Source organism: Dysgonomonas sp. Marseille-P4361, assembly GCF_900343125.1.
GTDB lineage: Bacteria > Bacteroidota > Bacteroidia > Bacteroidales > Dysgonomonadaceae > Dysgonomonas.
This window is the reverse complement of record NZ_OPYL01000007.1, coordinates 86,764-111,411: the sequence shown is the minus strand read 5'-3', so window position 1 is coordinate 111,411 and position 24,648 is coordinate 86,764. Positions and strand designations below refer to the sequence as shown.

The following is a 24,648-nucleotide window of genomic DNA, read 5'->3' as shown; positions in this document are numbered from 1 at the left end:
AATGAATAATATAAACGAACTTGCTGTAGAAGAAAAAATAAGCCAAGAGCAAGAAATAACAATCGAAATAGCGAATGAGGGGCACCTACCCTATGTTCAAACTATACTTGAAACAATAGAAGCCGCCGCTAAGGTGCGTGGCACTGGTATTGCTAAGCGTAGCCCTGAGTACTTAGAACTAAAAATAAAAGAGGGCAAATCTATCATCGCTCTTTGTAACAATGAATTTGCAGGATTCTGTTATATTGAATCATGGGGTAACAAACAATTTGTAGCCAACTCGGGGTTGATTGTTGTTGACAAATTTAGACAACACGGACTTGCGAAGAAAATCAAGCGACATGCTTTTTCTTTAGCTAGAGTAATGTTCCCCGAAGCAAAAGTATTTGGTCTAACATCAGGTGCAGCTGTCATGAAAATTAATACAGAACTTGGATATGTTCCAGTCTCATTTGCTCAGTTAACTGACGATGAAGCTTTTTGGAGAGGATGCCAAGGTTGTGTCAATTACGATGTCTTACAACGTACGGAACAAAAATACTGTATTTGTACGGCAATGCTATTCGATCCTGAAAAACATAAAGACAACAAAGAAGTAAAAGCGGTAATTAAAGAAATAAAAAAGAAAATAAAGAAATGAAAAAGAAAGTCGTTTTAGCATTCAGCGGAGGTCTAGACACATCTTTTTGTGCAATGTATCTTTCAAAAGATCTAGGCTATGAAGTATATACAGCAATAGCCAATACTGGAGGTTTTACCCCTGAGGAACTAAAAATTATTGAAGAGAAAGCGTACAAATTAGGTGCTGCTAAACATATTAGTTTAGACATTACACAAGAATATTACGAAAAGAGTATCAAATATATGATTTTCGGTAATGTGCTGCGTAATGGGACTTATCCTATTTCTGTAAGCTCTGAACGAATTTTTCAAGCAATAGCAATTATTAATTACGCAAAAGAGATTGGGGCTGATGCCGTCGCGCATGGTAGCACCGGAGCAGGGAACGATCAGGTTCGTTTCGACTTAACGTTTGACGTACTTGCCCCTGGTATAGAAATTATCACACCTACCCGCGATATGATCCTTACCCGCGACTACGAAATTAACTATCTTAAAGAACATGGCTATGAAGCCGATTTCACCAAGATGGAATATTCTATTAATAAAGGCTTGTGGGGAACTAGTATCGGAGGAAAAGAAACACTAAAATCTGAGCAAACCTTACCTGAGGAAGCTTATCCTTCGCAACTAAAAAAACAAGGGTCGGAAACATTGACTATCGATTTCGAACAAGGAGAAATTGCCGCTATCAATGGTGAAAAATATACAGACAAAGTAAAAGCTATTCAAAAAATAGAAGAAATTACTTCCGCCTACGCTATCGGTCGTGATATGCACATTGGCGATACAATTATAGGAATTAAAGGACGTGTTGGCTTTGAAGCTGCAGCTCCACTTGTCATCATCAATGCTCACAAGATGCTAGAAAAGCATACACTTACCAAATGGCAACAATATTGGAAAGATCAAGTTGCTAATTGGTATGGAATGTTCTTGCACGAAGCACAATACCTAGAACCAGTAATGAGAGATATAGAAGCGATGCTCACGAGTTCTCAACAAAACGTTACAGGAAAGGTTATTATCGAATTAAATCCTTATCGCTATACTTTGGTTGGTGTAGAAAGTGATTTCGACCTGATGAAAGCCGACTTTGGTGAATACGGTGAAATAAATAAAGCTTGGAGTGCAGATGATGCTAAAGGATTTACCAAAATATATGGAATCCCTACTAAGATATTCCATAACGTACAAGAAAAGAATGGTAAATAATCAATAGAGCTTGTTAAACAAAAACTATAAGACAAACCCATAATTCAATAAAATAAGCTACCTTGGAGAATTATTATGTTTTAGGGGGCATAAAGAGAAAACTTACCCAATCATAATAATTCACCAAGAGCGATTCTGAATATTTACCCCAATAATAAAGAGGATATGCTTCATTTGGTTTGTATAAAATACAAATAATTAAACATTCAAAACATGAAAAAAAATTTCTTCTATCCTCTGTTATTATTTACATTTTCAATAAGTTTACTACTTCCAATAGCATCATCTTGTTCTGACGACAAAGAGGATGCTTTTACAAGTCCCAAACTAAAAACACTTACTTTCGAACCTGAACATAATAAAGAATTAGAAGAGAGAGTTATAGCTGTATTTAGCGGTAAAAACGCAGAAATTACAATCCCTTATCATATATCCACCGAAGCCTTAATTGCGACATTCACTTACCAAGGAGAATTAGTCAAAATTGGAGAAATAGAACAAATTAGCGGTGAGACAAGAAACAACTTTACTGATCCATTGACCTATAAAGTTTTTTCAGGCAAAGAAGTAGTAGAGTATACTGTTACTGTTAAGCGAAAAGCCCCTAGAATTCCAATTATTCGTATAAAAACAGAGAATCAGGCTGCTATAGAAGGCAAAGAGAAGTATGTGAATGCTACAATCCAAATTGATGATCCTGACAAATTATATACAGATGGAAGCACGTTCTCTTCAGCTACGGGAATAAAAGGCAGAGGTAATTCTACTTGGGGAATGCCTAAAAAGCCATATCGTCTAAAATTAGACCAAAAAGCTTCTTTATTAGGTATGAGCACCGATAAAGACTGGGCTTTACTAGCCAATTATTCTGACAAAACATTATTAAGAAACCTTACGGCTTTTGAAATATCTCGCATAGTAGGCATGCAATGGACTCCCTCTTCTCTAAGTGTAGAATTATACCTTAACAATGAATATAAAGGGGTGTATGCTCTGACCGAACATGTAAAAGTTTCGGAAGAAAGGGTTGATCTGGATCTTGTAACTCCATCCAGCAATTCGGGAGAAGCTCTTACTGGAGATTACTTCCTTGAGCTTGATTTCCATGCAGATGAAGAGAATCTTTTCAAAACGAGTATCAAAGAGCTCCCTATAATGTTCAAAGACCCTGAAAATCCTACCACAGAACAATTTAAGTATGTAGAAGACTTTTTCAACACTGCTGAAAGCAGTTTATATTCAACCAATTTTGCCGATCCATTACTAGGTTACAGCAAATATATAGATATCGAATCCTTTATTAATTACTATATTATCCAAGAGCTTACAAAAAATGTGGATGGTAATATGAGAGGGAGTTGTTATCTAACTCTTCGTCGTAACGGAAAAATAGAACAACCTCTAGTCTGGGATTTTGACATAGCCTTTGGCAATGCCAATCATATAGTGACAGAGCAGGGAGCATCCTCCGTTGGATGGGATGGATGGTATATCAAAACATGTTCTCCATGGTTCGATCAATTGTTTAAAGATCCTGTTTTTGTTCAAAGACTAAAAGAAAGATGGAATGAAGTGAAACCTCAGTTAGATCAAATTCCGAACTATATAAGAGAACATGCAGAAGGTCTAAAAGATGCTCAGCAAAGAAATTTCAGTAATAAAATGATCGGTGGTGCAGGTTGGGATATACATGAAAAAATATGGCCTAATTTCGTAGACAGAGGATCTTATAGTGAAGAAATTATCTATTTAACCACATTTGTAAAAAAGAGGTTAGAATGGTTAGATACAAACATTAATAATTTACAATAACAGAATAAAATTGAGATTGCAGAAATTATATGCCCTTAAATACGATATTTCATATTTCAAATGTGATGAAGAAAAAAACTTATGACATTAAAGATTTAGAAGAATTAAAACTAGAGAAAAAAGAAAATGATTAGAGTAGGTATTATAGGCGGTGCAGGATATACAGCAGGAGAACTTATCAGAATATTGCTAAATCACCCGAAAGTAGAACTGACCTTTGTAAATAGTACAAGTAACGCTGGCAATAAATTAACAGATGTGCATGGTGGATTGCTAGGTGAAACAGAAATGAGATTTACCAACCAACTACCATACGAAAAGATAGACGTACTCTTCTTTTGTACTGCACATGGCGATACTAAGAAGTTTTTAGAAGCAAACCAAGTTCCTTCACACTTGAAGATTATTGACCTGTCGACAGACTACCGCCACAAAGCAGAAGGAAATGATTTCACTTACGGATTACCCGAATTAAATAAGAATGAGATAAAAAAAGCAAATCATATAGCCAATCCCGGATGTTTTGCGACAGCAATACAATTAGGATTGCTTCCTCTTGCTGCAAAAGGATTATTAAATTCAGAAATTCACATTAATGCGATAACCGGATCAACCGGAGCCGGAGTGAAGCCTTCTGCTACATCGCATTTTAGCTGGAGAGAAAATAATATCTCGGTATATAAAGCTTTCGAGCATCAACATTTGACAGAAATCAAACAATCTTTGGTACAATTGCAAGATAATTTCGATAAAGAGATTAACTTTATACCTGTACGGGGAAATTTTACTAGGGGGATCTTTGTTTCCACATATCTCAACTACAGTGGAACAATAGAAGATGCAGAGAAGATCTACCAAGAGTATTACAAAGACAGCCCTTTTGTTATTCTTTCGGACAAAAACATTGATTTAAAACAAGTTGTCAACACGAATAAATGTGCCTTACATCTTGAAAAACATGGCAATAAGCTTTTAATACTTTCTTGTATAGACAATCTTATAAAAGGGGCTTCGGGACAAGCTGTTCATAATATGAATCTTCTTTTGGGGTTAGAAGAAACCGAGGGATTAAAATTAAAAGCAAGTGCCTTCTAAAAGAACAGAAAATGGAACTCGATCTTTACGATAAAATATTTATTGACTCAAAACAAAACAAAAGGCTACTTCATATAGAGAAGTATAGCGGAAATATAGCTTTCTGTGGATACGTTCTAAGCTATAATTCTAAAGCAGTACAAATTCAACATTTTACCAGATACGGGAAAGATGATGGAGTAGTTACAATACAATATTCAGATATTAAGTACATAATAGTAGAAAATGAGTATCTGCAATCGATGAAATACTTAATTGATAATAACAGCTTTGCAGACAACAATAATAACTCAGTATTACCTCTGGAGAATTCCGGAGACTGGATCATACAAGTCTTAACTGAATATAAAGGAGACAGATCTGTAGTCCTTGGGATAATGATAGATGGAGATTGGTATTTAGGTTTTGTCAACGACCTTGATGAATCGTTTTTCTCTTTCTCTGAATTGGACAGAAATGGGACATTAATAGATACATGCATTTATAAAATAAATGATATATCCTCTATCCATATAAATGAGCTAGAAGGTAAAAAAAGACTAATGCTATACAATTGGAGAAAAAAATCATAAGGTTTGTGGAAACATGAGATATTTTACATCTAATGAATATATAAACCTTATAAAAACGATACCCTATGAAATTTGAAGTTGATAAACAAACACTAAAAGACCTTGAAATTTTTGATGTAGTAAGAGAGAGAAAATCGATCTTCGGTCTATTCAACTTTACAAGAAGCATGGGAGGCAGACGCCAGTTGTATAACTATCTCATATCTCCGCTTGCAGACTTAGACGAAATTATAGAAAGAAGAGATGCAATAGCTTTTTTCCAAAAATATATTCCACAGGGGATGAATGTTGACAAAAATGCCCTTGATTTTTCTGAATATTATCTAAAACATGGCAATTATGCGACAAGACCACCATCTAAGTTCGCCGCTATAGAGAGAAAAATCATGAGTTACCTGAATCAAAGTAATGAATATTACCTTGTGGAAAAAGGAGTTAGTTCGACTGTTGATTTACTAAAAGAGATATATAAGTTTTCTCTTTCCCTTATGGAGAAACTAAGCTTGAATGAGGATGACACATCCACTCTTTTAGCTAGAAATACAAAAGAAGCCTTAAGGATATTCGACCAACCAGAGTATAACGAAATACTCAATATAAAGAGAATTAAAGCCTATGATACAGAAAGATTTGATCATATATTTCGCTATACCCACCGAAAAGACATCAAATTCTTTCACAGTATGGTGTATGAATATGATGCCTATTATGCGATAACAAAAGGTGCTATAGAACATCAGCTGTCCTATACTGAAATGCTACCGCAGGAAGAGAATTGTCTTGACATAGATGGATTATTTCATCCTTTTGTAGAAAATGCTATTTCTAATGATGTCTCTTTTAAGAAGGATTCGAATCTATTGTTCATATCGGGACCTAATATGGCAGGAAAGTCGACATTCTTAAAAGCTCTTGGAGTCGCTGTATATTTAGCGCATGTAGGTTTTCCTGTACCTGCTACAAGAATGAGACTTAGTGTTTTATCTGGACTGTGTACAACGATCAATATATCTGATAATCTGAGTTCTGGGTACAGCCATTTTTATGCCGAGGTTATGCGAATTAAAAATGTTGCGGAAAACCTGAAATCAAACAAGAGTATGCTTGTTCTCTTTGACGAGCTTTTTAGAGGAACAAATGTGAAAGATGCTTATGACGGCACATTGGCTATTGTTTCTGCATTTTCTCATATACAAAGTTCTTTTTTTGTTATTTCAACTCACATCGTAGAAGTAGCTGAAGAATTACAAGACAATAAAAACATCCAATTTGCTTACTTCGAAGTTCAAAATAAAGATGGGCATCCGGCTTATACATACAAATTGCACGAAGGTGTCTCCGATGTCAGACTCGGAATGTACATTATAAACAAAGAACGAATTATTGAATTAATAAACGATATAAATAAAAATTAAGATATAAATGAAACTATTTGATGTATTCCCTTTATTCGATATAAATATAGTAAAAGGAGAAGGATGTTACGTTTATGATGACAAAGGCAATAAGTACCTTGATCTATATGGAGGACATGCTGTAATATCTGTAGGACATTGCCACCCATATTATGTAGCGAAAGTGACTGATCAACTGAATAAGCTTGGATTCTATTCCAATTCTGTAATAAACACACTACAACAAGAGCTTGCTCAAAAGCTTGGAGAGCAATGTGGCTACGATGACTATTTCTTATTCTTGGTAAATTCAGGTGCCGAAGCTAATGAAAATGCTATAAAATTGGCATCTTTCCACAATGGACGAAAAAAGGTTCTTGCATTCCGAAAAGCCTTTCACGGTCGTACATCTGCCACTGTAGCAGCGACTGACAGTCCTAACTATCTTGCTCCTGTAAATGAAAACCCGAATTTTGTTTTTGCTCCTTTTAATGATATCAATTTTGTGAAAGAAGCTCTATCAACAAAAGAGTTTTCTTCTGTAATAATTGAAGGGATACAAGGTGTAGCAGGAATACAAATACCAGATGATAAGTTTTTGAAAGAACTCCGTGACATATGTACAGAAACAGGAACAATATTGATTCTTGACGAAATACAATCAGGATACGGACGTAGCGGAAAATTCTTTGCACATCAGTATGCCGATGTAAAAGCAGACTTGATTACTGTAGCAAAAGGAATAGCTAACGGTTTTCCTATGTCTGCCGTATTAATCAATTCTATGTTTAAGGCTGTTTATGGTCAATTAGGCACGACCTTCGGAGGAAATCACTTGGCTTGTGCTGCAGCGATTGCTGTACTCGATATTATGAAAAATGAAAAATTGGTAGAAAATGCATACAACATTGGGAATTATCTGATCGAAGAATTAAAGAAGCTTCCTAACATTAAAGATATCAGAGGACGAGGCTTGATGATAGGAATAGAATTTGATCAACCCATCAAAGAAAAACGGACAAAGCTTCTTTTCGAAGAAAAAGTATTTACGGGTGCAACCGGAACAAATGTATTCCGACTACTACCACCACTTTGCTTAACCAAAGAGCAAGCTGATATCTTTTTAGAAAGATTTAAGAAAGTTCTATAGCGAATCTAATATACTTTGTATGTCAATTCTAGAGCATTAGGTAATTCTCCTATTAGAGAATAATCTTTCTGAAGTCTGCCATGAGCTTCTATTGATACCTTATCGTGTATATATTCAATAGAAGTTTCAGGCATTCCCGAATTATATCTGACATATATTTCGACTTTCACTTCTTCTTCATTATTGTTTGTAATAAGAACAGTTAAGTTTCTATCGTTGTAGGTATGATTTACTGTAACATTCTCACGCTTCTCTTCATCTTCTTTTTCATCATCACATGCAATAAAAAGAAATGATGATAGTAGCATGAGGTTAAATAGGAGTAGTTTAGTTCTTATCATTTTGTGTCTTTTTTAATTTTATCATTGAGTAAAACAGTTTGATCTCTTTTTTGTTCACACTATATTATGCTGGCGGGGCTAAATAAAGAAAAGGAGAAACAGGAATATTCCTTAAAATAAAGAAGAGAACCACCACGATTAAAAGACCAAAACCAAACCAAGAAGTAAAAACAAAGCTTTTTAGATATTTTTCTTGCTTCAAAACATAAACCAAAATAAACATCACATAAAAATAAGCAAGAAAGGGCAATGCTATTACAAAGAATGCATTATATCGCAAGGCTTCTAAAACTTCACCATGCAATAAAAAATGTACACTGCGTTGTCCTCCACATCCGGGACATTCCAAACCTGTAAGAGCTTTGAAAGAACATAATGCATTATCTCCTTGCATATCGTATATAGCGTAATACACGAAAGCGACAGCAATAGGAAATAAGATTGCCAATATAAGAAGTAAGTATTTCTTCATAAAGAATGAGAGGTAATCTTTAAATTACCTCTCTATACTAAATTAGATATTTATATTATATATTAAGCTCCGTATTGATCCATCATATCTTGATAACGCTCCATAAATCCAGAGATACCTCCCTGCATAACAATGGATACAATAATCATAATGATAGACAATACGATAGTACCTATAGCTATCAATGAAAGTATTTTTGCATTTTTAGCAGCTCTTTCTGCACCATCATAGTCTCCCGCAAAATACTTCGAATCTACTTGAGTAGAGAAAACAATAGCAATAATCCCCAAAATAACTCCAATACAGCTCACCCAGCCGCAGCAAGTAATTAAACTTACTACTGTAGCTACAATAGATAGTGCCAGATTATTGTTAGGTCTAATGGGTTGTTCAACATTCTGAGTCTGCCCAGAAAACCCCTGATTATTCATTTCATTCATAATTGTTAGTTTTGATTTTAGTATTTATTAATCCTTTTCCAAATATATACAAAAAAAGACTATCTCAAAAAGAAAAATAATTTTAACTTCGCCATTCCTTGAAAGAAATATTCATGAGAAAAAAAATAATCATTTTCTTACTAGTAGGCATCTCTATTTTAATAGCCGCTGTATCGGTTTGTTTATACTACGCATATAATCAAGGCTATATTCGTATGAACTACCCAACCCTTAAGGATTACCCTGTACAAGGGATAGATGTTTCTCACCATCAGAGCAAAATTAACTGGCACGAGATAGACAAAAATGTTGTTCAATTTGCCTTTATCAAAGCGACAGAAGGAGGAAATCATAAGGACTCTACATTTCAAGAAAATTGGCGAGAAGCAATAGCTAATGATATTCCAGTGGCAGCATATCATTTCTTCACTTTTTGTAAAGGAGGAGAGGAACAAGCGCGCAACTACATCCACTATGTTCCAAAAGACAGCATAGATTTACCTCCTATTATTGATTTAGAGTATGGTGGCAATTGCCAACGTTCAAACTGGAATAATGACATCATTGCAGAGATAACAAAGTATCTGGAAATCATAGAAAATCACTATCAAAAGAAAGTAATTATATATACTACGAATGAATTTTATAAGAATTTTCTGAAGGATCAATTTCCCGATAATCCAATATGGATAAGAGATATACTTTCTTCGCCAAAGCTTCCTGATGGCAGAGATTGGTTATTTTGGCAATATACAAACAGAGGAAGCGTGAAAGGCATAAATACTTTAGTCGATTTAAATGCTTTTAATGGAAGTAGGGACGATTTTGAAAAATTATTGATAAAAGAGTAATTATTCCATTTTTTCGAAATAATCAAACTTACTGTATTTTAAATAAAGTCAAATTTCTTACGATCGATCCATAACATTATCGTTCTAATGGTCGAAAAAACATATTAAGATCATCTCCCTTATTCCAAAACTTTGAGTCTTTTCATTTGAATCCCATTTTCTCAATAACATATCTATCTTCTCTCTTTAGGTATTGCTTTGCTATCCTATTCTCGGGATTACATTCAAAAGTATAGAGCGTAATCCAAAAGACTAATTCTAAAGGTTTCATCAGTATATAAATAAAGTCAGCCACAAATTTACCATCAAACACATAATAATATTTATGTACTATATCTCCCACTCTATTATATCTGGTTCTTATGTCGTTATGTACTTTGGGAGACTTTCTCCACAATAGCTCTTCAAAAGCATTCGCTACTAATAATTGCCTATTACAAATAATAATACCACCCAAGCGTTCCCCATAACGTACAGGCTTCACCACGTCTTTATGCCCGTTCGCAGCAACTGAGCAAAGAAAATGTCCTCCACACTCAACATTATCACACTCATAATCTAACTGAGAGAATGTATGCTTATAAGTATCAGTAAATACTCTGATAACAGAATCTGGCTTCTGCCCAAATAGGATGAGAATAATAATTATCAAGAAAAGAATAGGAAAACAAAGGATAAATAGATACAAGAATTTATTATCAGAGTTCAATACTCGCCATGCGAATTGTTCGTATTTATTATTGGGTTGAAAATCAGTTTCTTCTACATATTCCAGCAAAATTTTATGATTCGTCCTCAATGCCATAAGGAACAAGCATGTTATAGGGAATGTAAAAACAACAGACAATACGAACAATGCTTCCCAAGTATGAATAGCTATTAGTATACTCAGTATGAATCCTATAATTAATAAGGAATTTAGAATGACCTCTGGTATCGGAGGAAAAATTATTTTCCGATAAGATGATACGAAATAAGCAATTACACTTAACCCAATCAAAGCATATATAGTCAATTTATGTTCAGGAGAAAAGCCCGCCGAATCGGAACAACAATTATTTATCGGCTGATCAACAGCTAACAAATAGAATAGAGGAAAAATCACGATAAAGATAATTCGATACAGAAAGCTAAAGACTTCTTTAAATGTATTTTGAGTAATATTATCTGCAGTAGTATAGCTGTAATAAAAAAACGACATAACCACCACTATTAATAAAAAGATAAACAAATGAAACATAAATATCCTCTTTTAATTTATTACACTTCCTAAAACATCAACTCTCACATCTTCTTTCTTATCCACCTTGGTCAATATTGTTTCTAGCAAAGGCAACATATTATTCAATCCTCCTGCTTTGATAATAAAGTTCCACAATGGCTCAAACTTTTTCCATCCCCCAGTATAAAACAAATGCTTCAACTTATGTTTTGCCGAATCGTGCCTTAAGGAAGCATCAATAACATTAGACCAACTGTAAAACTCCTTATATGCCCAGTTGTAGCCTTCTTCCAATTCTTCCGGCGACAAGCTTTGCGTTTTATAAACAACATGACGTGTATCATACAGTTCCCAATCGCGAGATACAATACGCCCATCAGCCTCCATATTCTGATATAAGCGTGTTCCCGGATATGGCGTTAAAATATGATACGTTGATGTTGTTATGGCATTCTTCACGCCCCATTCTACCGTTCTGCTAAAGACATCCTTATCGTCACTATCCAGTCCAAACACAAAACTTCCATTTATCATAATACCTAGAGAATGAAGACGTTTCACTGCTTCTTCGTAACTTCTCGCCATATTCTGCTTTTTGTTACTCTGTCTCAGATTTTCGGGCGAGAAGGTTTCAAAACCAACAAATACACTCCGTAGTCCAGCTTCTGCTGCTTTTTCTATCAAGTCGCCATTCAAGATAGAATCGATTGTAGCTGCTCCCTGAAAAAGCCGCCCCATGCCTTTCATTCCTTCAAACAATTCGCTTGCAAATCGTGGGCTGCCAAGTAAATGATCGTCTAAGAAATACAAATGCTTCCCAGGCAGACGATCAATTTCAGCTAAAGCATCATCAACCATTTGCGTATAAAATGATTTCCCTCCTAAGAAAAAAGCATCCTTATAACAAAAGTCACAATGATATGGACAGCCTCGTGTAACTACTAAAGAGTTAGGCACAAGGTATTTATTCCTCTTTATCAGATCTCTTCTTGCAGGAGGTAGATTCTGCAATGTACGTACAAAAGAGCGATAGACTTTCTGAGGTCTCTTATTCTTAAAGTCTTCAAGAAAACGAGGAAAAGATTCCTCTGTCGGTCCTAGAAAAATAGTATCGGCATGTACAGCAGCCTCCTCAGGCAAGGATGTTACATGCAATCCACCTAATAATACATAGGCTCCTTTACTTTTGTAGTGATCTGCAATTTTATAAGCTCGATAAGCATTTGTTATATAAACCTGAATAATTACCAGATCTGGTTCATCATCCAGATTCAATTTCTCTACATGCTGATCCTGTAGGTCTATTTCATCATCAGGAGACAAATAAGCAGCTAATGTTGCTAAACCCAATGGAGGAAATAACGAATATTTAATAGGACGCCAAAAAGGGCTTTCGGCTTCAGCTAAAGCTGGAAGAATCATTTTTACTTTCATAATTCAATAAATTAAAAGAACTTTGAATTGCAAAGTTATATTTTTTTATTAAAAACAAAATTATTTAAGGATAAAAATGACATTTCTTTTTAGACAACCTTGGTTAGCTTTTTAATCACATGAAAAATATTTTTTCACCCCCTCACAAATAAATTAGGCAAAATGCTTGTTTATATCAAAAAAGTATTACTTTTGTATCCATAAGATTTTAAGAACACAAGATGAAGAATTTCTCTTTTACATACTTTTTCTATTTTTATTTTTACTTTAAAGGTAAGACAGGATTTTGTATGTAAATAGTTGAGTAGATAATTAAACGAAAAAATATATAGAATCCTGTCAGAAATGACGGGATTTTTTTTTGACATAACACGTATATATGAAAAAAGTAGCTATACAAGGTGGATTAGGTGCATATCATGGAATTGCAGCAGAAAATTTCTTCGGGGAAGAAGTCGAAATTGTGCCATGCACTACTTTCAGAGATATTTTCACTACAATAAAGAAAGAGCCAAATACGATTGGTATCATGGCTATAGAAAACACTATTGCAGGCAGTTTATTAGCGAACTACAATCTACTGAAAGAAAGTAAATTGCCTATAGCTGGTGAATACAAGCAACGAATTTCACATTGCCTAGCTGCACTTCCCGGAAAAACTATCCACGATATCAAGGATATTGAGTCGCACCCGATTGCATTAATGCAATGTGGAGACTTTCTTGATACACTACCCGGAGTACGTGTTATTGAGCATGAAGATACAGCGCTTGCGGCAAGAGATATTGCTGAAAAATGTTTAGAATCAACGGCTGCTATATGTAGTGTTAGAGCTGCTGAAATATACGGGCTGAATATATTAGCGAGAGGGATTGAGACAAATAAGCACAATTTTACTCGCTTTCTTATTTTTGGAAACCAATGGATTGTTGACGAAATTCAAAAAAACGACGTAATCAATAAATCATCCATTGTATTTACTGTACCTCATAGCGAAGGAAGTCTTTCTCATGTATTATCTGTATTCTCGTTTTACAGCATAAACTTAACGAAAATACAATCGCTACCTATTATTGGACGTGAATGGGAATATCAGTTTTATGTAGATCTAAAATTTACGAATGTAGAACGATATAGACAATCTTTAGATGCAATACGTCCTTTGATTAGCGAGCTAAAAGTATTAGGGGAATATCCAGAGGGAAGACAAAGCGAAATTTAATACGAACAATATATCAGATATGAAAACAATTATACCGGCAGACCGACTCAACACTGTAGAAGAGTACTACTTCTCTAGAAAATTGAAAGAAGTAGCTGAAATGAATGCTACAGGGAAAAACGTGATTAGCTTAGGAATAGGCAGTCCTGATCTACCTCCTTCTGAAGAAACTATTCTAGCGTTGAATGAATCGGCAAAAGAAAGTAATGCTCATGGATATCAAACACATGTAGGAATTCCTAACCTTAGAAACACTTTTGCTGACTGGTATAAAAGATGGTATAATGTAACATTAGATCCGAACAAAGAAATTCAGCCACTCATTGGTTCAAAAGAAGGAATCTTACATATATCACTCGCATTTCTTAATCCGGGAGATGGCGTATTGGTTCCTAACCCAGGCTACCCAACCTATACATCTGTCAGTAAAATGATAGGAGCCAATATTCATTCATACAATCTGGATGAGAATAATAATTGGCAACCAGACTTTGATGCTTTAGAGAAAATGGATTTATCTAAAGTAAAACTAATGTGGGTTAACTATCCCAATATGCCTACCGGAGCAAATGGTAGTTTAGATTTATTCCAAAAGCTTGTTGATTTTGGTAAAAAGCATGGAATAGTCATTGCTCACGATAACCCATATAGCCTAATATTGAATGAGAAACCCCTCAGCATCTTACAAATTGAAGGAGCAAAAGATATTTGCATAGAATTGAATTCGATGAGTAAATCTCATAATATGCCGGGCTGGCGTGTTGGCTTTGTTTCCTCCAATGCTCAGTTTATTCAATGGGTATTGAAAGTATTAAGCAACATCGAAAGTGGAATATTCAAATCGATGCAGCTAGCTACTGTTGCGGCATTAAAGAACAGCGACGAATGGCATAGAAAAAATAACATCGAACTATACGCTAGTCGCCGTCAATATGCAGAAGCTATTATGGAGGAACTAGGCTGTACGTATGATAAAAATCAAGTAGGAATGTTTCTCTGGGGTAAAATACCAACCAATTACTCTGGTAGCGAAGAGCTAGCAGACAAAGTTCTATACAATGCAAATGTATTTATCACTCCTGGATTTATTTTTGGAGATAAAGGAAACAGATACATCCGACTCTCTCTTTGTTGCAATGAAGAAATGCTGAAAGAAGCTTTGGAAAGAATAAAAAGAATATAATCGGTCTATTATGGAGATCATTAATTACGACACACTATTAGAGAAATATGCAGGCATTGCTTTTGAAAAGCAATATAATCTGGCAGAAATAGTGGGCGACATGAATTGGATGGTAGATATGAACAAAAAGACACTTTCTTTTGGTGAAGATCTCCATTTTCCTATGCAGGTCTTAGGTTCTTATGCCTTCGATTCGGGAACATGGCTATGGGGTTGGGCAAATGAGGTCTCAAATATCCCTGCCAACCTGCTAGAAGAAGTCAATGCTCTGAAACAATTCGGGGAAGAGCACAACATTGAATTCCTCACTATGGCTGAATACAAAATAGAACCAACTGATGTACATGCTTTAGGCTTAATTGCATCAGGTAAGTTTGGCACTAGTGCCTATTATGCAGGAAATTATGGGAATGGTATACTATTAGTTACAATTAAAGATTCTGCTGTAGAAAATATCAAATACAACGAACATGCGAGAATATTAAGTGTTATCCCTGAGTTGACGGGTATTTTTGCAGTAAACCATAAAAGGACTATAGAAAACTATTTAATAGCTAAAGGGTACTCATTAAATAAGGAAGAGAATAAATTATCTGCTCAAAAAGGCGAAAATACTTTAATAGCCGAATTTGACGAACACGATAGACTTTTAAAAATAAACGGAGAAATAAAACAATAAAATATATAACGATGAAATTAGATTCTATTTTATTACCAGGTGTTGACGCTAAGCGTCCGATGGTTATAGCAGGCCCTTGTAGCGCCGAAACTGAAGAACAAGTGATGAATGCAGCAAAATTACTTTCTGCTGATGGTATTAAAATTATGCGTGCAGGCATTTGGAAACCTCGTACAAAACCGGGTGGGTTCGAAGGTGTAGGAAGCGAAGGGCTTATCTGGCTGAAAAATGTAAAGAAAGAAACAGGAATGTATGTCTCTACCGAAGTTGCTACGCAAAAGCATGTTTACGAAGCACTTAAACATGGCATAGACTTACTTTGGATTGGAGCAAGAACAACAGCTAATCCTTTTGCTGTACAAGAAATAGCTGAAGCACTTCAAGGGGTTGATATTCCCGTATTAGTAAAAAATCCGGTAAATCCAGATCTTGAGTTATGGATTGGTGCTTTAGAAAGATTAAGCAATGTTGGTTTAACAAGATTAGGGGCTATCCATCGCGGCTTTAGTTCATATGACAAAAAGATCTACCGTAATCTTCCTCAATGGCATATTCCAATTGAACTAAAACGTCGTTATCCAGATCTTCCTATCTTATGCGACCCTAGCCATATCGGTGGAACTCGTGACCTTATTCAGCCCCTTTCGCAACAAGCGATGGACTTAAACTACGATGGTTTGATTATAGAATCGCACTGTAACCCTGACGAAGCATGGAGTGATGCTGCACAACAGGTAACACCATCTCGACTAAAGGAAATATTAAGCAGTCTTGTAATCAGAGAAGAAGGACAAAGTACAGAAGATCTTTCTATCCTTCGCAGACAAATAGACGAATTAGACAACCAGTTATTAGAACTCCTTGCTAAACGTATGCGTGTTTCTCGTGAAATCGGTACATTCAAGAAAGAACACAATATGACAGTTGTTCAAACTGACCGTTACGATGAAATCTTGAACAAACGCATTCCGCAAGCAAAAGGTTTGGATGTTGATCCTGAATTTATGCGTACCATTCTAGAAGCAATACACGAAGAATCGGTGAGACAACAAGTAGTTATTTTGAATAAATAATCACAATGAAGATATTAATTCTTGGAGCCGGAAAAATGGGCTCCTTCTTCGCTGATGTCCTAAGTTTCGATCACGAAGTCGCTGTCTTTGATATAGACCCTAAAAGATTACGTTTTGTATACAATGTGGTACGCATGAGTAATCCAGAGGAAATTAAAGATTTCGTTCCAGAGATCGTAATCAATGCTGCAACTGTGAAGTATACTATCGATGCATTCGACATGGTATTACCATACTTAGACGATCAATGTATTATCTCGGACATAGCTTCAGTTAAAACAGGACTGAAAGAATACTACCAAAAGGTAGGACGTCCGTTTGCTTCATCTCACCCTATGTTTGGTCCTACATTTGCAAATTTGAATGATTTGAGTACACAAAATGCAATCATTATTTCTGAATCCAATCACTGGGGTAAAATATTCTTCAAAGATTTGTATAACAAGTTAAAACTAAACGTTTTTGACTATACATTCGAAGAACATGATGAGACTATAGCTTACTCTCTCTCCATTCCTTTTGCATCAACACTTGTTTTTGCTTCCGTCATGAAACATCAGGAAGCTCCGGGAACTACATTCAAACGTCATATGGATATAGCGAAAGGATTGTTATCGGAAGATGATTATTTACTTACCGAGATACTCTTTAATCCTTACACACCAAGCCAGGTAGAAGGAATCAGAGAGGAATTAAAGTCTCTGTTAGAAATTATAGAGAAGAAAGATAGCAAGTCTATGCTGGATTTCTTGACAAAAGTAAGGGGAAATATAGCAGACAAATAAACAGAGTCCTATTAAAAAAAACCGCATTTAGAGGAGTTCTTCATGCGGTTTTCTTTTTCTTATAAGTCAAATATTGCTGATAGTTTAGAACTACAGAAATCACAATTAATATTTCGAAAGGAAAACTATAGCGCGAGTTTGTACCATAAGTAGCGAAAGCTTGAAGAAGTGAAGCTGTTAATACTACCAATGAAATAATCAGCTGCGACGTTAAATGTCGTTTTCTTATCGAGAAATAGATATTTACAGGAATTAGTATTACGAACAGTATTTTTATCAATTGCAAGACAATTCGTTCCAGATAGCAGATATACAGAAACACATTACTGGCTTCAGAAACACCAAAACTTTGCGGTTCCCAATACAAAGAGGTCTTCCAAAAATCACTCCATGATATAATGACCTGCTTTAAATAAAGGAAAGGATTTTCTTTTATCGTAGCAATACTGTAATTGTATAGTTTATTAGATAAGTCGGGAAAAGACAAGCCGGTTTTAACTTCCAATTCAGTTTGAGCGTCCCATATAGTCATGGCTATTTCCTTGTCCGAAATTCTATCATCTCGATACTTCACATATATATTTCCTATATCTTCATATTCGGGAGTCGTTCTTTCAGCAAAGGACACGCAGTTTTGAGCCAGATTAAAGCCATAAAATGTAGAAGAAACGAAGTAGTTTGTGTTCACTTTATTCACATACGACCAGCCTAAAAACACAGATAAAGGGATACACAGAAATAAAATAGTCTTTGACCAAGTAATGCCTTTTAATCCCTTTTTCATCAATGCCAAAAACAAAAGAACAAAAGGAAAGAATATATAGAAAGGCTTTATCAATATTAAAAAACCACATAAGAGAGAAAGACTTACTATATTTTTCCAACACCAGTCATTTCGCTGAATCGCTCTAAAGTAAAGATAAAAGATTAGGCTTATAATGAATAAGGTAACCGTCTCTGTCAATACAGCCAGCTCAAAAAATACGATTGGTAAATAACAAGCTAAAAACAGACACGTAACTAATGACATTTTTCTATTAACACGCAGCAATAGCATTGTTCGATATGCTACAACAAGAGTGTAAACCCCTATCAGAGATTGTATAACCACCAACAGAACATCAGAAAAACCTGTCAATAAAATAAGAAGTGGATAGCCTGGAGAGCGCTGTCCTTCATAGCCTGATAAATCAAGGTCGAATAGACGATTAGCCAAATGCAAGTAATCGCCACTATCGGGATACCATGTTATATGCTGATACAGTACAGCAACTATCAGCCGCACTAATATGGCAACAATAACAATCGCTTTTACAGGATTATCATGTATCCAGTTCCCTATCCGATTTTTCTGATTCAATCTTTTGTTTATTTTTGTCAAAGATAAACTTTATATGTAGCTTGTTTGTAATTTTATTATTCAAAAAATCATATTTAGTAGACTTTACACGAACTATTTTGTTTAATTTTCATTCTAATATAATAGACAATACAATCTAAAAATACAACTCTATGTTTGATAACGAGAAAAGAGCTTTTGTAGCCAAATCTAACGATGCTGAAATATCCATTGCGCCCAAAATGGCAAATAGACATGGACTGATAACGGGAGCTACCGGAACCGGCAAGACCGTAACTCTACAAACCCTTGCGGAAACTTTTAGTAGCATGGGAGTACCCGTTTTTGCTTCCGATGTCAAAGGAGACTTATCTGGTGTAGCTGCAATAGGAGGCAATAAAGAAAGTGTGACCAAGCGTGTAGAAACATTTGGCTTAGCCGAAAAAGGATTTAAATTTCAAGGATTTCCGGTGCAGTTTTGGGACGTATTCGGAGAACAAGGAGTCCCTGTACGAACAACTATTTCTGAAATGGGTCCTCTACTACTCAGTAGACTTCTATCGTTGAATGATACTCAATCTGCTGTACTTACAATCATTTTCAAGATAGCTAAAGACGAAAATCTGGAATTGATAGACCTTAAAGACCTACAGAAACTATTGGAATATGTTGGCAATAATTCCAGCAAATTCACTACAGCATACGGAAATATATCAACAGCAAGTATTGGAGCTATCCAACGTGGCTTAATCACCTTAGAACATGACGGAGCAGAACTTTTCTTTGGAGAACCAAATCTTAATATTGACGATCTGATTCAAACCTTAGGAGATAAAGGCGTAATAAATATTCTTGCTTCTGATAAATTGATGAATTCGCCGAAAGTGTACACAACATTCTTGATGTGGCTGATGACAAAATTGTTTGAAGTAATGCCAGAGGTTGGAGACCCTGATAAACCTAAAATGGTATTCTTCTTCGACGAAGCACATCTTCTGTTCAACGATGCACCAAAAGCATTGCTAGAAAAAATAGAACAAGTTGTCCGTTTGATTCGCTCCAAAGGAATAGGAATATACTTCATAACTCAAACACCTTCGGATATACCTGATTCTGTATTAGGACAGTTAGGAAACAGAGTTCAACATGCTCTGCGCGCCTATACTCCTAAAGACTTGAAAGCACTGAAAGCTGCTGCACAAACCTTTAGAGCAAATCCTAAATTTGATACAGAAGCGGCAATATCTGAGCTGGGTACAGGGGAAGCTTTAGTCTCTTTCCTTGATGAAAAAGGCAGACCAAACCCTGTTGAAAGAGCATATATACTCCCTCCTGAAGCACAGATAGGACCTCTTGATGCAGATACTCGTAAACAAATGACCGAAAGCTCAATGTTATACCGTTTCTATTCAAAAGCCGAAGATAGGGAAACCGCTTACGAGAAGCTTACCGATCATATGGAAAATACCTTGAGCGAAAAAGAGCAAGCAGCACTAGCCAAAGAAGAGGCTAAGGCAAAAAAAGAGGAAGAAAAGAGACAAAGAGAAGAAGAGAGAGCAAGAAAAGCTCAAGAGAAGCTAGAACAAAAAAAGGCCACAGAAAACAAACGCTTTTGGAGTAAAATGACTACATCTGTTTTTGCACCTATTGCCAAGCAACTTGTCAATGCATTTCTTAAGGGAGGAAAGAAACGATAATATATCTTTTATATAGTTAGTAGCCGAGTTTAAAATAATTCGGCTATTTTTGTGCAAATTCTTACTTTTTCAACAGACAAAACATGAACATTTCTCTTTATAGTTTATCTAAACAGCAAACAACCATACTTAAGGGATTAGCTATAATTATGATTGTTTTACACAACATCATACATAAAACAAATCATATATCAGAGAATGAATTTGATTTTGACCCTGAAAGAATACTCAGACTCTTCGTTTCATTTAAACACAGCTTATGGTTCTTAATAAATGGGACTTTAACCTTATGGGGATTCTTCGGAATTCAACTATTTATTTTTATCAGTGGGTTTGGATTGGTTAAACAATTTATGAATAAAAAGCCAACTTCTTATTGGAAATACCTACTTCCTAAAGTCATTAAAATATATAGTCTAATTCTAATAGGTTTAGTTTTCTATGCATTGCTTTTATTCCCTATAGGAGAAACAACTCTCCTCAATTATATACATACTATCAAGTCTTATTTACTCCTATCCAAGAATTTCTCTACTCACACTCTATTTATAACCCCACATGCGGGGCCTTGGTGGTATTTTAGTTTTATTATACAACTATATATTATATTCCCTGTGTTATATTATTTTTTAAATAAATATAAAGAAAAAGGCTTTATGGGAATGCTGATAATTAGCTATATTTTAATATACACTCTAACCCCAATCGCCAAACAGCACGATTTCCCGATATATGCAAATTTCATAGGTCACTTACCTGATTTTATCATAGGTATGGTAATTGCTTTCTTTAAAGAATTCAGAATAAATTATAAAGTCATTATTCCTACATTAATTATATTTATTCTATCTAACTTTTATGAGTTTGCGTTCCCTCTATCTTTTGCATCAGCGACAATACTTTTATTAGTTATATTTTATCCCTTCTACAAAGAAACGAAAACGATAACAGCGCCCCATAAAGCGTTATTATTTATAGGACAGATCAGTATGTTTATGTTCGTCATAAATGGTCCTTTAAGACCTTATTTTGATGATTATATTTATGGAGTTAGCCAGTTCAGAATTTTATTAGTCGCTTTAATCCACCTTGGACTTACTATATTACTTTCCTATATAACATCTATTATATATGAGAAATTCCTTACTAAACCTTTAAATAAATTAATAAAATTCGTTTCCTCTTAATTTATTTTCAGGACTGTTAAAAACACCTTATCTTTACCTTGTATTTCTTAACACTAAACATTAAACAAAAGACACAAACGAAACGTTAAAAGTGGAGAGATAAAAGAACTAAACAATAAAACATTATGAAGAAAGGATTAACCATTGTTGGGGTTATTCTGGCAATTATTATCATTGCCATGATAGCAATCCCAACCCTATTTAAAGGTAAAATTAAAGACACTGTATTAAACATTGCAAACGAGCAGCTAAATGCAAAAGTTGATATTGAAGATTTTGGTTTGAATTTATTTTCAAACTTTCCTAATGCGACACTATCACTAAACAATGCTACTGTTATTGGAGTAGACGATTTTGCTCAAGACACTCTCTTGCAAGCAGAGTCGGCTAGTGTTACGATTGATTTATTTAGTCTGTTTGGCGATAATTACAATATTTCTAAAATAAATCTATATAAAGCCTCTGTCTTTGCTAAAATATTATCCGATGGACGCGCCAACTGGGATATAATGAAAGTAGATTCTACTGACGTTACTGCTGATGATGCAGAAAGTACCCCTTTCAATCTTAGCCTAAAAAAGATTTCGGTAAATGATTGTAATATCATCTATCAAGATGATTCTACAAATATGAAAGCCATTATAAAGAAATGGAATGGAAATATATCCGGAGATTTTTCGGCTAGTGAAACTACATTAGATATAAAGTCTACTATAGATGAACTATCCTTTATCATGGATGGCATTCCATATCTAAGTAAAGTCAGAGCTAAAGCTGATGCTGCTATCAATGCAGATCTTGATAATATGAAGTTTACTTTCACCGAAAGCAATCTACAAATCAATGATTTGAAAGCTGCTATTGATGGTTCATTTGCTATGGTAGGTAAAGATGGTGAAGACATGGACTTCGACCTGAAATTGAATGCTCCAAATGTTGATTTCAAAGAGATTCTTTCTTTAGTTCCTGCTATGTATACAGCAGACTTTAAAGATGTAAAAACCTCCGGTACAGCTTCAATGGATGCTTATATCAAGGGCTTGATGCAAGGTGAAAATTATCCGGCATTTGATGTAAAAATATTGGTAAACAATGCAATGTTCCAATATCCATCTCTTCCAAAATCGGTAAATGATATCAATGTAGACTTAGCTATCAACAGCAAAGGAGGATCTTTGGATAATACAGTGATTAACATCAGCAAATTTGGTTTCAACTTAGGAGGAAATCCTTTTTCGGGGAATTTAAATATCACTACACCAATAAGTGATATGAACGTAAAAATGCATGCTAACGGAACTATTGACTTAGGCATGATAAAAGAGGTTTATCCTTTAGAAGCAGGAACAGACCTTAATGGTAAACTGATTGCAGATCTTAGTCTAGCTACAAGAATGTCGGCTATCGAAAAAGAACAATACGAAAATGTTTCTGCATCAGGTCATCTTAAAGTAAACGATATGGTTTACAAAGCAACCGATATGCCGGAAGTATTGATCAACAATGCTGCACTGGAATTTACTCCACGCTATGTAAATCTTCCTGCACTTGATGTAAAAATAGGAAAGAATGATATCTCAGCAAACGGACGTTTAGAAAACTTCATAGCTTATGCTCTCAAAGACCAGACGCTGAAAGGACAATTAAATATTAAATCTAATTACCTGAATGCAAATGATTTCATTAGTGACGATACAGAAACCGTAGCTGATACAACAGCTACATCTAGCGAGGATATCATTATCCCTAAAAACATAGATTTTGCGCTTAATGCAGCGTTAAACCAAGTTATATACAGCAAGATTAACATCACAAATATGATGGGTAATATGTCTGTTAAAAATGGAATTCTAACTCTTCATAATGTAGGAGCTAATGCTTTAGGAGGTTCTTGTAAAGTAAATGGTTCATATGATACATCTGACCCTCTGAAACCAAAAGTAAACTTCGACCTTGCTCTTACAAAGGTATCTTTTGCTGAAACATTCAAATCTGTTGAATCGATTCAAAAATTTGCTCCTATCTTCGAAAGTCTGATAGGTACATATTCTATGAATCTTAAATTCAACACATCCTTGGGTGAATCTATCTTACAAACTTTAGCCGCTCTTACAGGTAGTGGAGCAATACAAACAAGTGATGTGAAAGTGGAAGGAGTAGCTGCATTGACAGCTCTATCTTCTGCACTGAAAACTGATGCTCTAAAATCAATATCTACAAAAGATATAAATCTTCCATTCTCTATCGATAACGGACAGATTGTAACCAAACCTTTTAATGTAAATATAGGAAATGGTGGTGTATTGAAACTAGAAGGATCTACAGGTTTAGATCAAAGTATCAATTATTCAGGTAATGTTACACTTCCTAAATCTTTATCTAATAACATTATAAATAATGTTCCTATCACTATAGGTGGTACATTTACTAATCCTAAAATTGGCGTAGACACAAAAGCCTTAGTTACTGATGCAGCCTCTTCTGCAATCAATAAGTTGCTAGGAGGTAAAGAAGGAGAAACCACAGATGTTTCTGCTAAGTTATCGGAAGAAAAAGCTAAACAAATAGAAAAATTACGCAGTGAAGCTGCCAGTGCCGGAGATAAACTAGTAGCCGAAGCTGAAAAACAAGCTAAGAATCTAGAAGAAAAAGCAGGAAAGAATGCAATTGCTAAGGCAGCAGCAAAAGCAGCTGGTAAAAAGCTAGTAGATGAAGCTAAAAAACAATCTGACAACTTAAAAAATAAAGCTGAAGAGCAAATCAAAAAACTAGAAGGTGGAGAAGACGTAAAGTCTGAATAATTCACTAGATTAGAACAACTAAAAGCCTCGAATTAATTTTCGAGGCTTTTTTATTTTCACTTA

22 protein-coding genes are annotated in these 24,648 nt (G+C 35.0%); 16 read left to right on the top strand and 6 right to left on the bottom strand.

All coding sequences use genetic code 11. The annotated features are described in order from the left end of the window. Position 1 precedes the first annotated feature (1 nt). The 7 genes from DHU68_RS12425 to DHU68_RS12395 all read left to right on the top strand — a co-directional run bounded on the left by DHU68_RS12425 (position 2) and on the right by DHU68_RS12395 (position 7,859). Positions 2-640 carry a GNAT family N-acetyltransferase gene (locus DHU68_RS12425; protein ID WP_108823348.1) on the top strand — a complete coding sequence of 213 codons (639 nt, stop codon included), beginning with the start codon at positions 2-4 and terminating at the stop codon, positions 638-640. Then, a complete protein-coding gene (locus DHU68_RS12420) occupies positions 637-1,836 on the top strand; it encodes an argininosuccinate synthase (protein ID WP_108823324.1) in 1,200 nt (399 codons plus the stop codon). The genes DHU68_RS12425 and DHU68_RS12420 overlap by 4 nt, the downstream gene beginning before the upstream one ends. A 213-nt stretch (positions 1,837-2,049) precedes the next feature. Continuing rightward, positions 2,050-3,648: a CotH kinase family protein gene (locus DHU68_RS12415; protein ID WP_108823323.1), complete on the top strand. Its 1,599-nt coding sequence runs from the start codon at positions 2,050-2,052 to the stop codon at positions 3,646-3,648. Between the two features lie 126 nt (positions 3,649-3,774). Further along, positions 3,775-4,743, top strand: a complete 969-nt coding sequence (argC, locus tag DHU68_RS12410; protein WP_108823322.1) for an N-acetyl-gamma-glutamyl-phosphate reductase — start codon at positions 3,775-3,777, stop codon at positions 4,741-4,743. 11 nt (positions 4,744-4,754) lie between these two features. After that, complete coding sequence (locus DHU68_RS12405) at positions 4,755-5,315, top strand: hypothetical protein (RefSeq protein ID WP_108823321.1); 561 nt, start codon at positions 4,755-4,757, stop codon at positions 5,313-5,315. 65 nt (positions 5,316-5,380) lie between these two features. After that, entirely contained in the window at positions 5,381-6,730 is a 1,350-nt protein-coding gene (locus DHU68_RS12400; protein WP_108823320.1) for a hypothetical protein, read from the top strand. 7 nt (positions 6,731-6,737) lie between these two features. Continuing rightward, positions 6,738-7,859, top strand: a complete 1,122-nt coding sequence (locus DHU68_RS12395) for an aspartate aminotransferase family protein (protein ID WP_108823319.1) — start codon at positions 6,738-6,740, stop codon at positions 7,857-7,859. 5 nt (positions 7,860-7,864) lie between these two features. Here DHU68_RS12395 and DHU68_RS12390 read toward each other — a convergent pair whose 3' ends face one another. The 3 genes from DHU68_RS12390 to DHU68_RS12380 form a co-directional block, all read right to left on the bottom strand. Continuing rightward, entirely contained in the window at positions 7,865-8,200 is a 336-nt protein-coding gene (locus tag DHU68_RS12390; RefSeq protein WP_160111130.1) for a hypothetical protein, read from the bottom strand. 64 nt (positions 8,201-8,264) lie between these two features. Further along, positions 8,265-8,672: a DUF2752 domain-containing protein gene (locus DHU68_RS12385; protein WP_108823317.1), complete on the bottom strand. Its 408-nt coding sequence runs from the start codon at positions 8,670-8,672 to the stop codon at positions 8,265-8,267. A gap of 62 nt (positions 8,673-8,734) precedes the next feature. After that, on the bottom strand, positions 8,735-9,112 hold the full coding sequence (locus tag DHU68_RS12380) for a CD225/dispanin family protein (RefSeq protein WP_108823316.1): 378 nt from the start codon (positions 9,110-9,112) through the stop codon (positions 8,735-8,737). 113 nt (positions 9,113-9,225) lie between these two features. On the opposite strand from DHU68_RS12380, the gene DHU68_RS12375 reads away from it, so the two are divergent. Continuing rightward, positions 9,226-9,963, top strand: a complete 738-nt coding sequence (locus tag DHU68_RS12375) for a GH25 family lysozyme (protein ID WP_108823315.1) — start codon at positions 9,226-9,228, stop codon at positions 9,961-9,963. Between the two features lie 142 nt (positions 9,964-10,105). On the opposite strand, the gene DHU68_RS12370 is transcribed toward DHU68_RS12375, so the two are convergent. After that, positions 10,106-11,203 (bottom strand): DUF6688 family protein, encoded by a 1,098-nt coding sequence (locus tag DHU68_RS12370; protein ID WP_369831343.1) that lies wholly within the window; start codon positions 11,201-11,203, stop codon positions 10,106-10,108. A 12-nt stretch (positions 11,204-11,215) separates the two neighbouring features. Then, positions 11,216-12,619 (bottom strand): radical SAM protein, encoded by a 1,404-nt coding sequence (locus DHU68_RS12365; protein ID WP_108823313.1) that lies wholly within the window; start codon positions 12,617-12,619, stop codon positions 11,216-11,218. A 379-nt stretch (positions 12,620-12,998) separates the two neighbouring features. Between DHU68_RS12365 and DHU68_RS12360 the strand changes: the two genes are divergently transcribed. From DHU68_RS12360 to DHU68_RS12340, 5 genes are read left to right on the top strand one after another with little or no spacing between them, the layout of a single operon-like run. After that, on the top strand, positions 12,999-13,841 hold the full coding sequence (locus tag DHU68_RS12360; protein ID WP_108823312.1) for a prephenate dehydratase: 843 nt from the start codon (positions 12,999-13,001) through the stop codon (positions 13,839-13,841). 19 nt (positions 13,842-13,860) lie between these two features. Beyond that, positions 13,861-15,024: a pyridoxal phosphate-dependent aminotransferase gene (locus tag DHU68_RS12355; protein ID WP_108823311.1), complete on the top strand. Its 1,164-nt coding sequence runs from the start codon at positions 13,861-13,863 to the stop codon at positions 15,022-15,024. A 10-nt stretch (positions 15,025-15,034) separates the two neighbouring features. Further along, positions 15,035-15,703, top strand: a complete 669-nt coding sequence (locus DHU68_RS12350) for a DUF6882 domain-containing protein (protein WP_108823310.1) — start codon at positions 15,035-15,037, stop codon at positions 15,701-15,703. 11 nt (positions 15,704-15,714) lie between these two features. Next, the gene (locus DHU68_RS12345) at positions 15,715-16,776 is read left to right on the top strand and encodes a bifunctional 3-deoxy-7-phosphoheptulonate synthase/chorismate mutase type II (RefSeq protein ID WP_108823309.1); all 1,062 of its coding nucleotides are present in this window, start codon (positions 15,715-15,717) and stop codon (positions 16,774-16,776) included. Positions 16,777-16,781: 5 nt separating this feature from the next. Then, positions 16,782-17,561 (top strand): prephenate dehydrogenase/arogenate dehydrogenase family protein, encoded by a 780-nt coding sequence (locus DHU68_RS12340; protein ID WP_108823308.1) that lies wholly within the window; start codon positions 16,782-16,784, stop codon positions 17,559-17,561. A gap of 40 nt (positions 17,562-17,601) precedes the next feature. On the opposite strand, the gene DHU68_RS12335 is transcribed toward DHU68_RS12340, so the two are convergent. Further along, positions 17,602-18,942, bottom strand: a complete 1,341-nt coding sequence (locus DHU68_RS12335; RefSeq protein WP_255412499.1) for a glycosyltransferase family 39 protein — start codon at positions 18,940-18,942, stop codon at positions 17,602-17,604. A gap of 131 nt (positions 18,943-19,073) precedes the next feature. Here DHU68_RS12335 and DHU68_RS12330 point away from each other — a divergent pair, with 131 nt between their 5' ends. The 3 genes from DHU68_RS12330 to DHU68_RS12320 all read left to right on the top strand — a co-directional run bounded on the left by DHU68_RS12330 (position 19,074) and on the right by DHU68_RS12320 (position 24,585). Beyond that, on the top strand, positions 19,074-20,597 hold the full coding sequence (locus tag DHU68_RS12330) for a helicase HerA-like domain-containing protein (protein ID WP_108823306.1): 1,524 nt from the start codon (positions 19,074-19,076) through the stop codon (positions 20,595-20,597). 83 nt (positions 20,598-20,680) lie between these two features. Next, positions 20,681-21,784: an acyltransferase family protein gene (locus DHU68_RS12325; RefSeq protein ID WP_108823305.1), complete on the top strand. Its 1,104-nt coding sequence runs from the start codon at positions 20,681-20,683 to the stop codon at positions 21,782-21,784. A 125-nt stretch (positions 21,785-21,909) separates the two neighbouring features. Next, complete coding sequence (locus DHU68_RS12320) at positions 21,910-24,585, top strand: AsmA-like C-terminal region-containing protein (RefSeq protein ID WP_108823304.1); 2,676 nt, start codon at positions 21,910-21,912, stop codon at positions 24,583-24,585. The last annotated feature ends 63 nt before the right edge of the window (positions 24,586-24,648 follow it).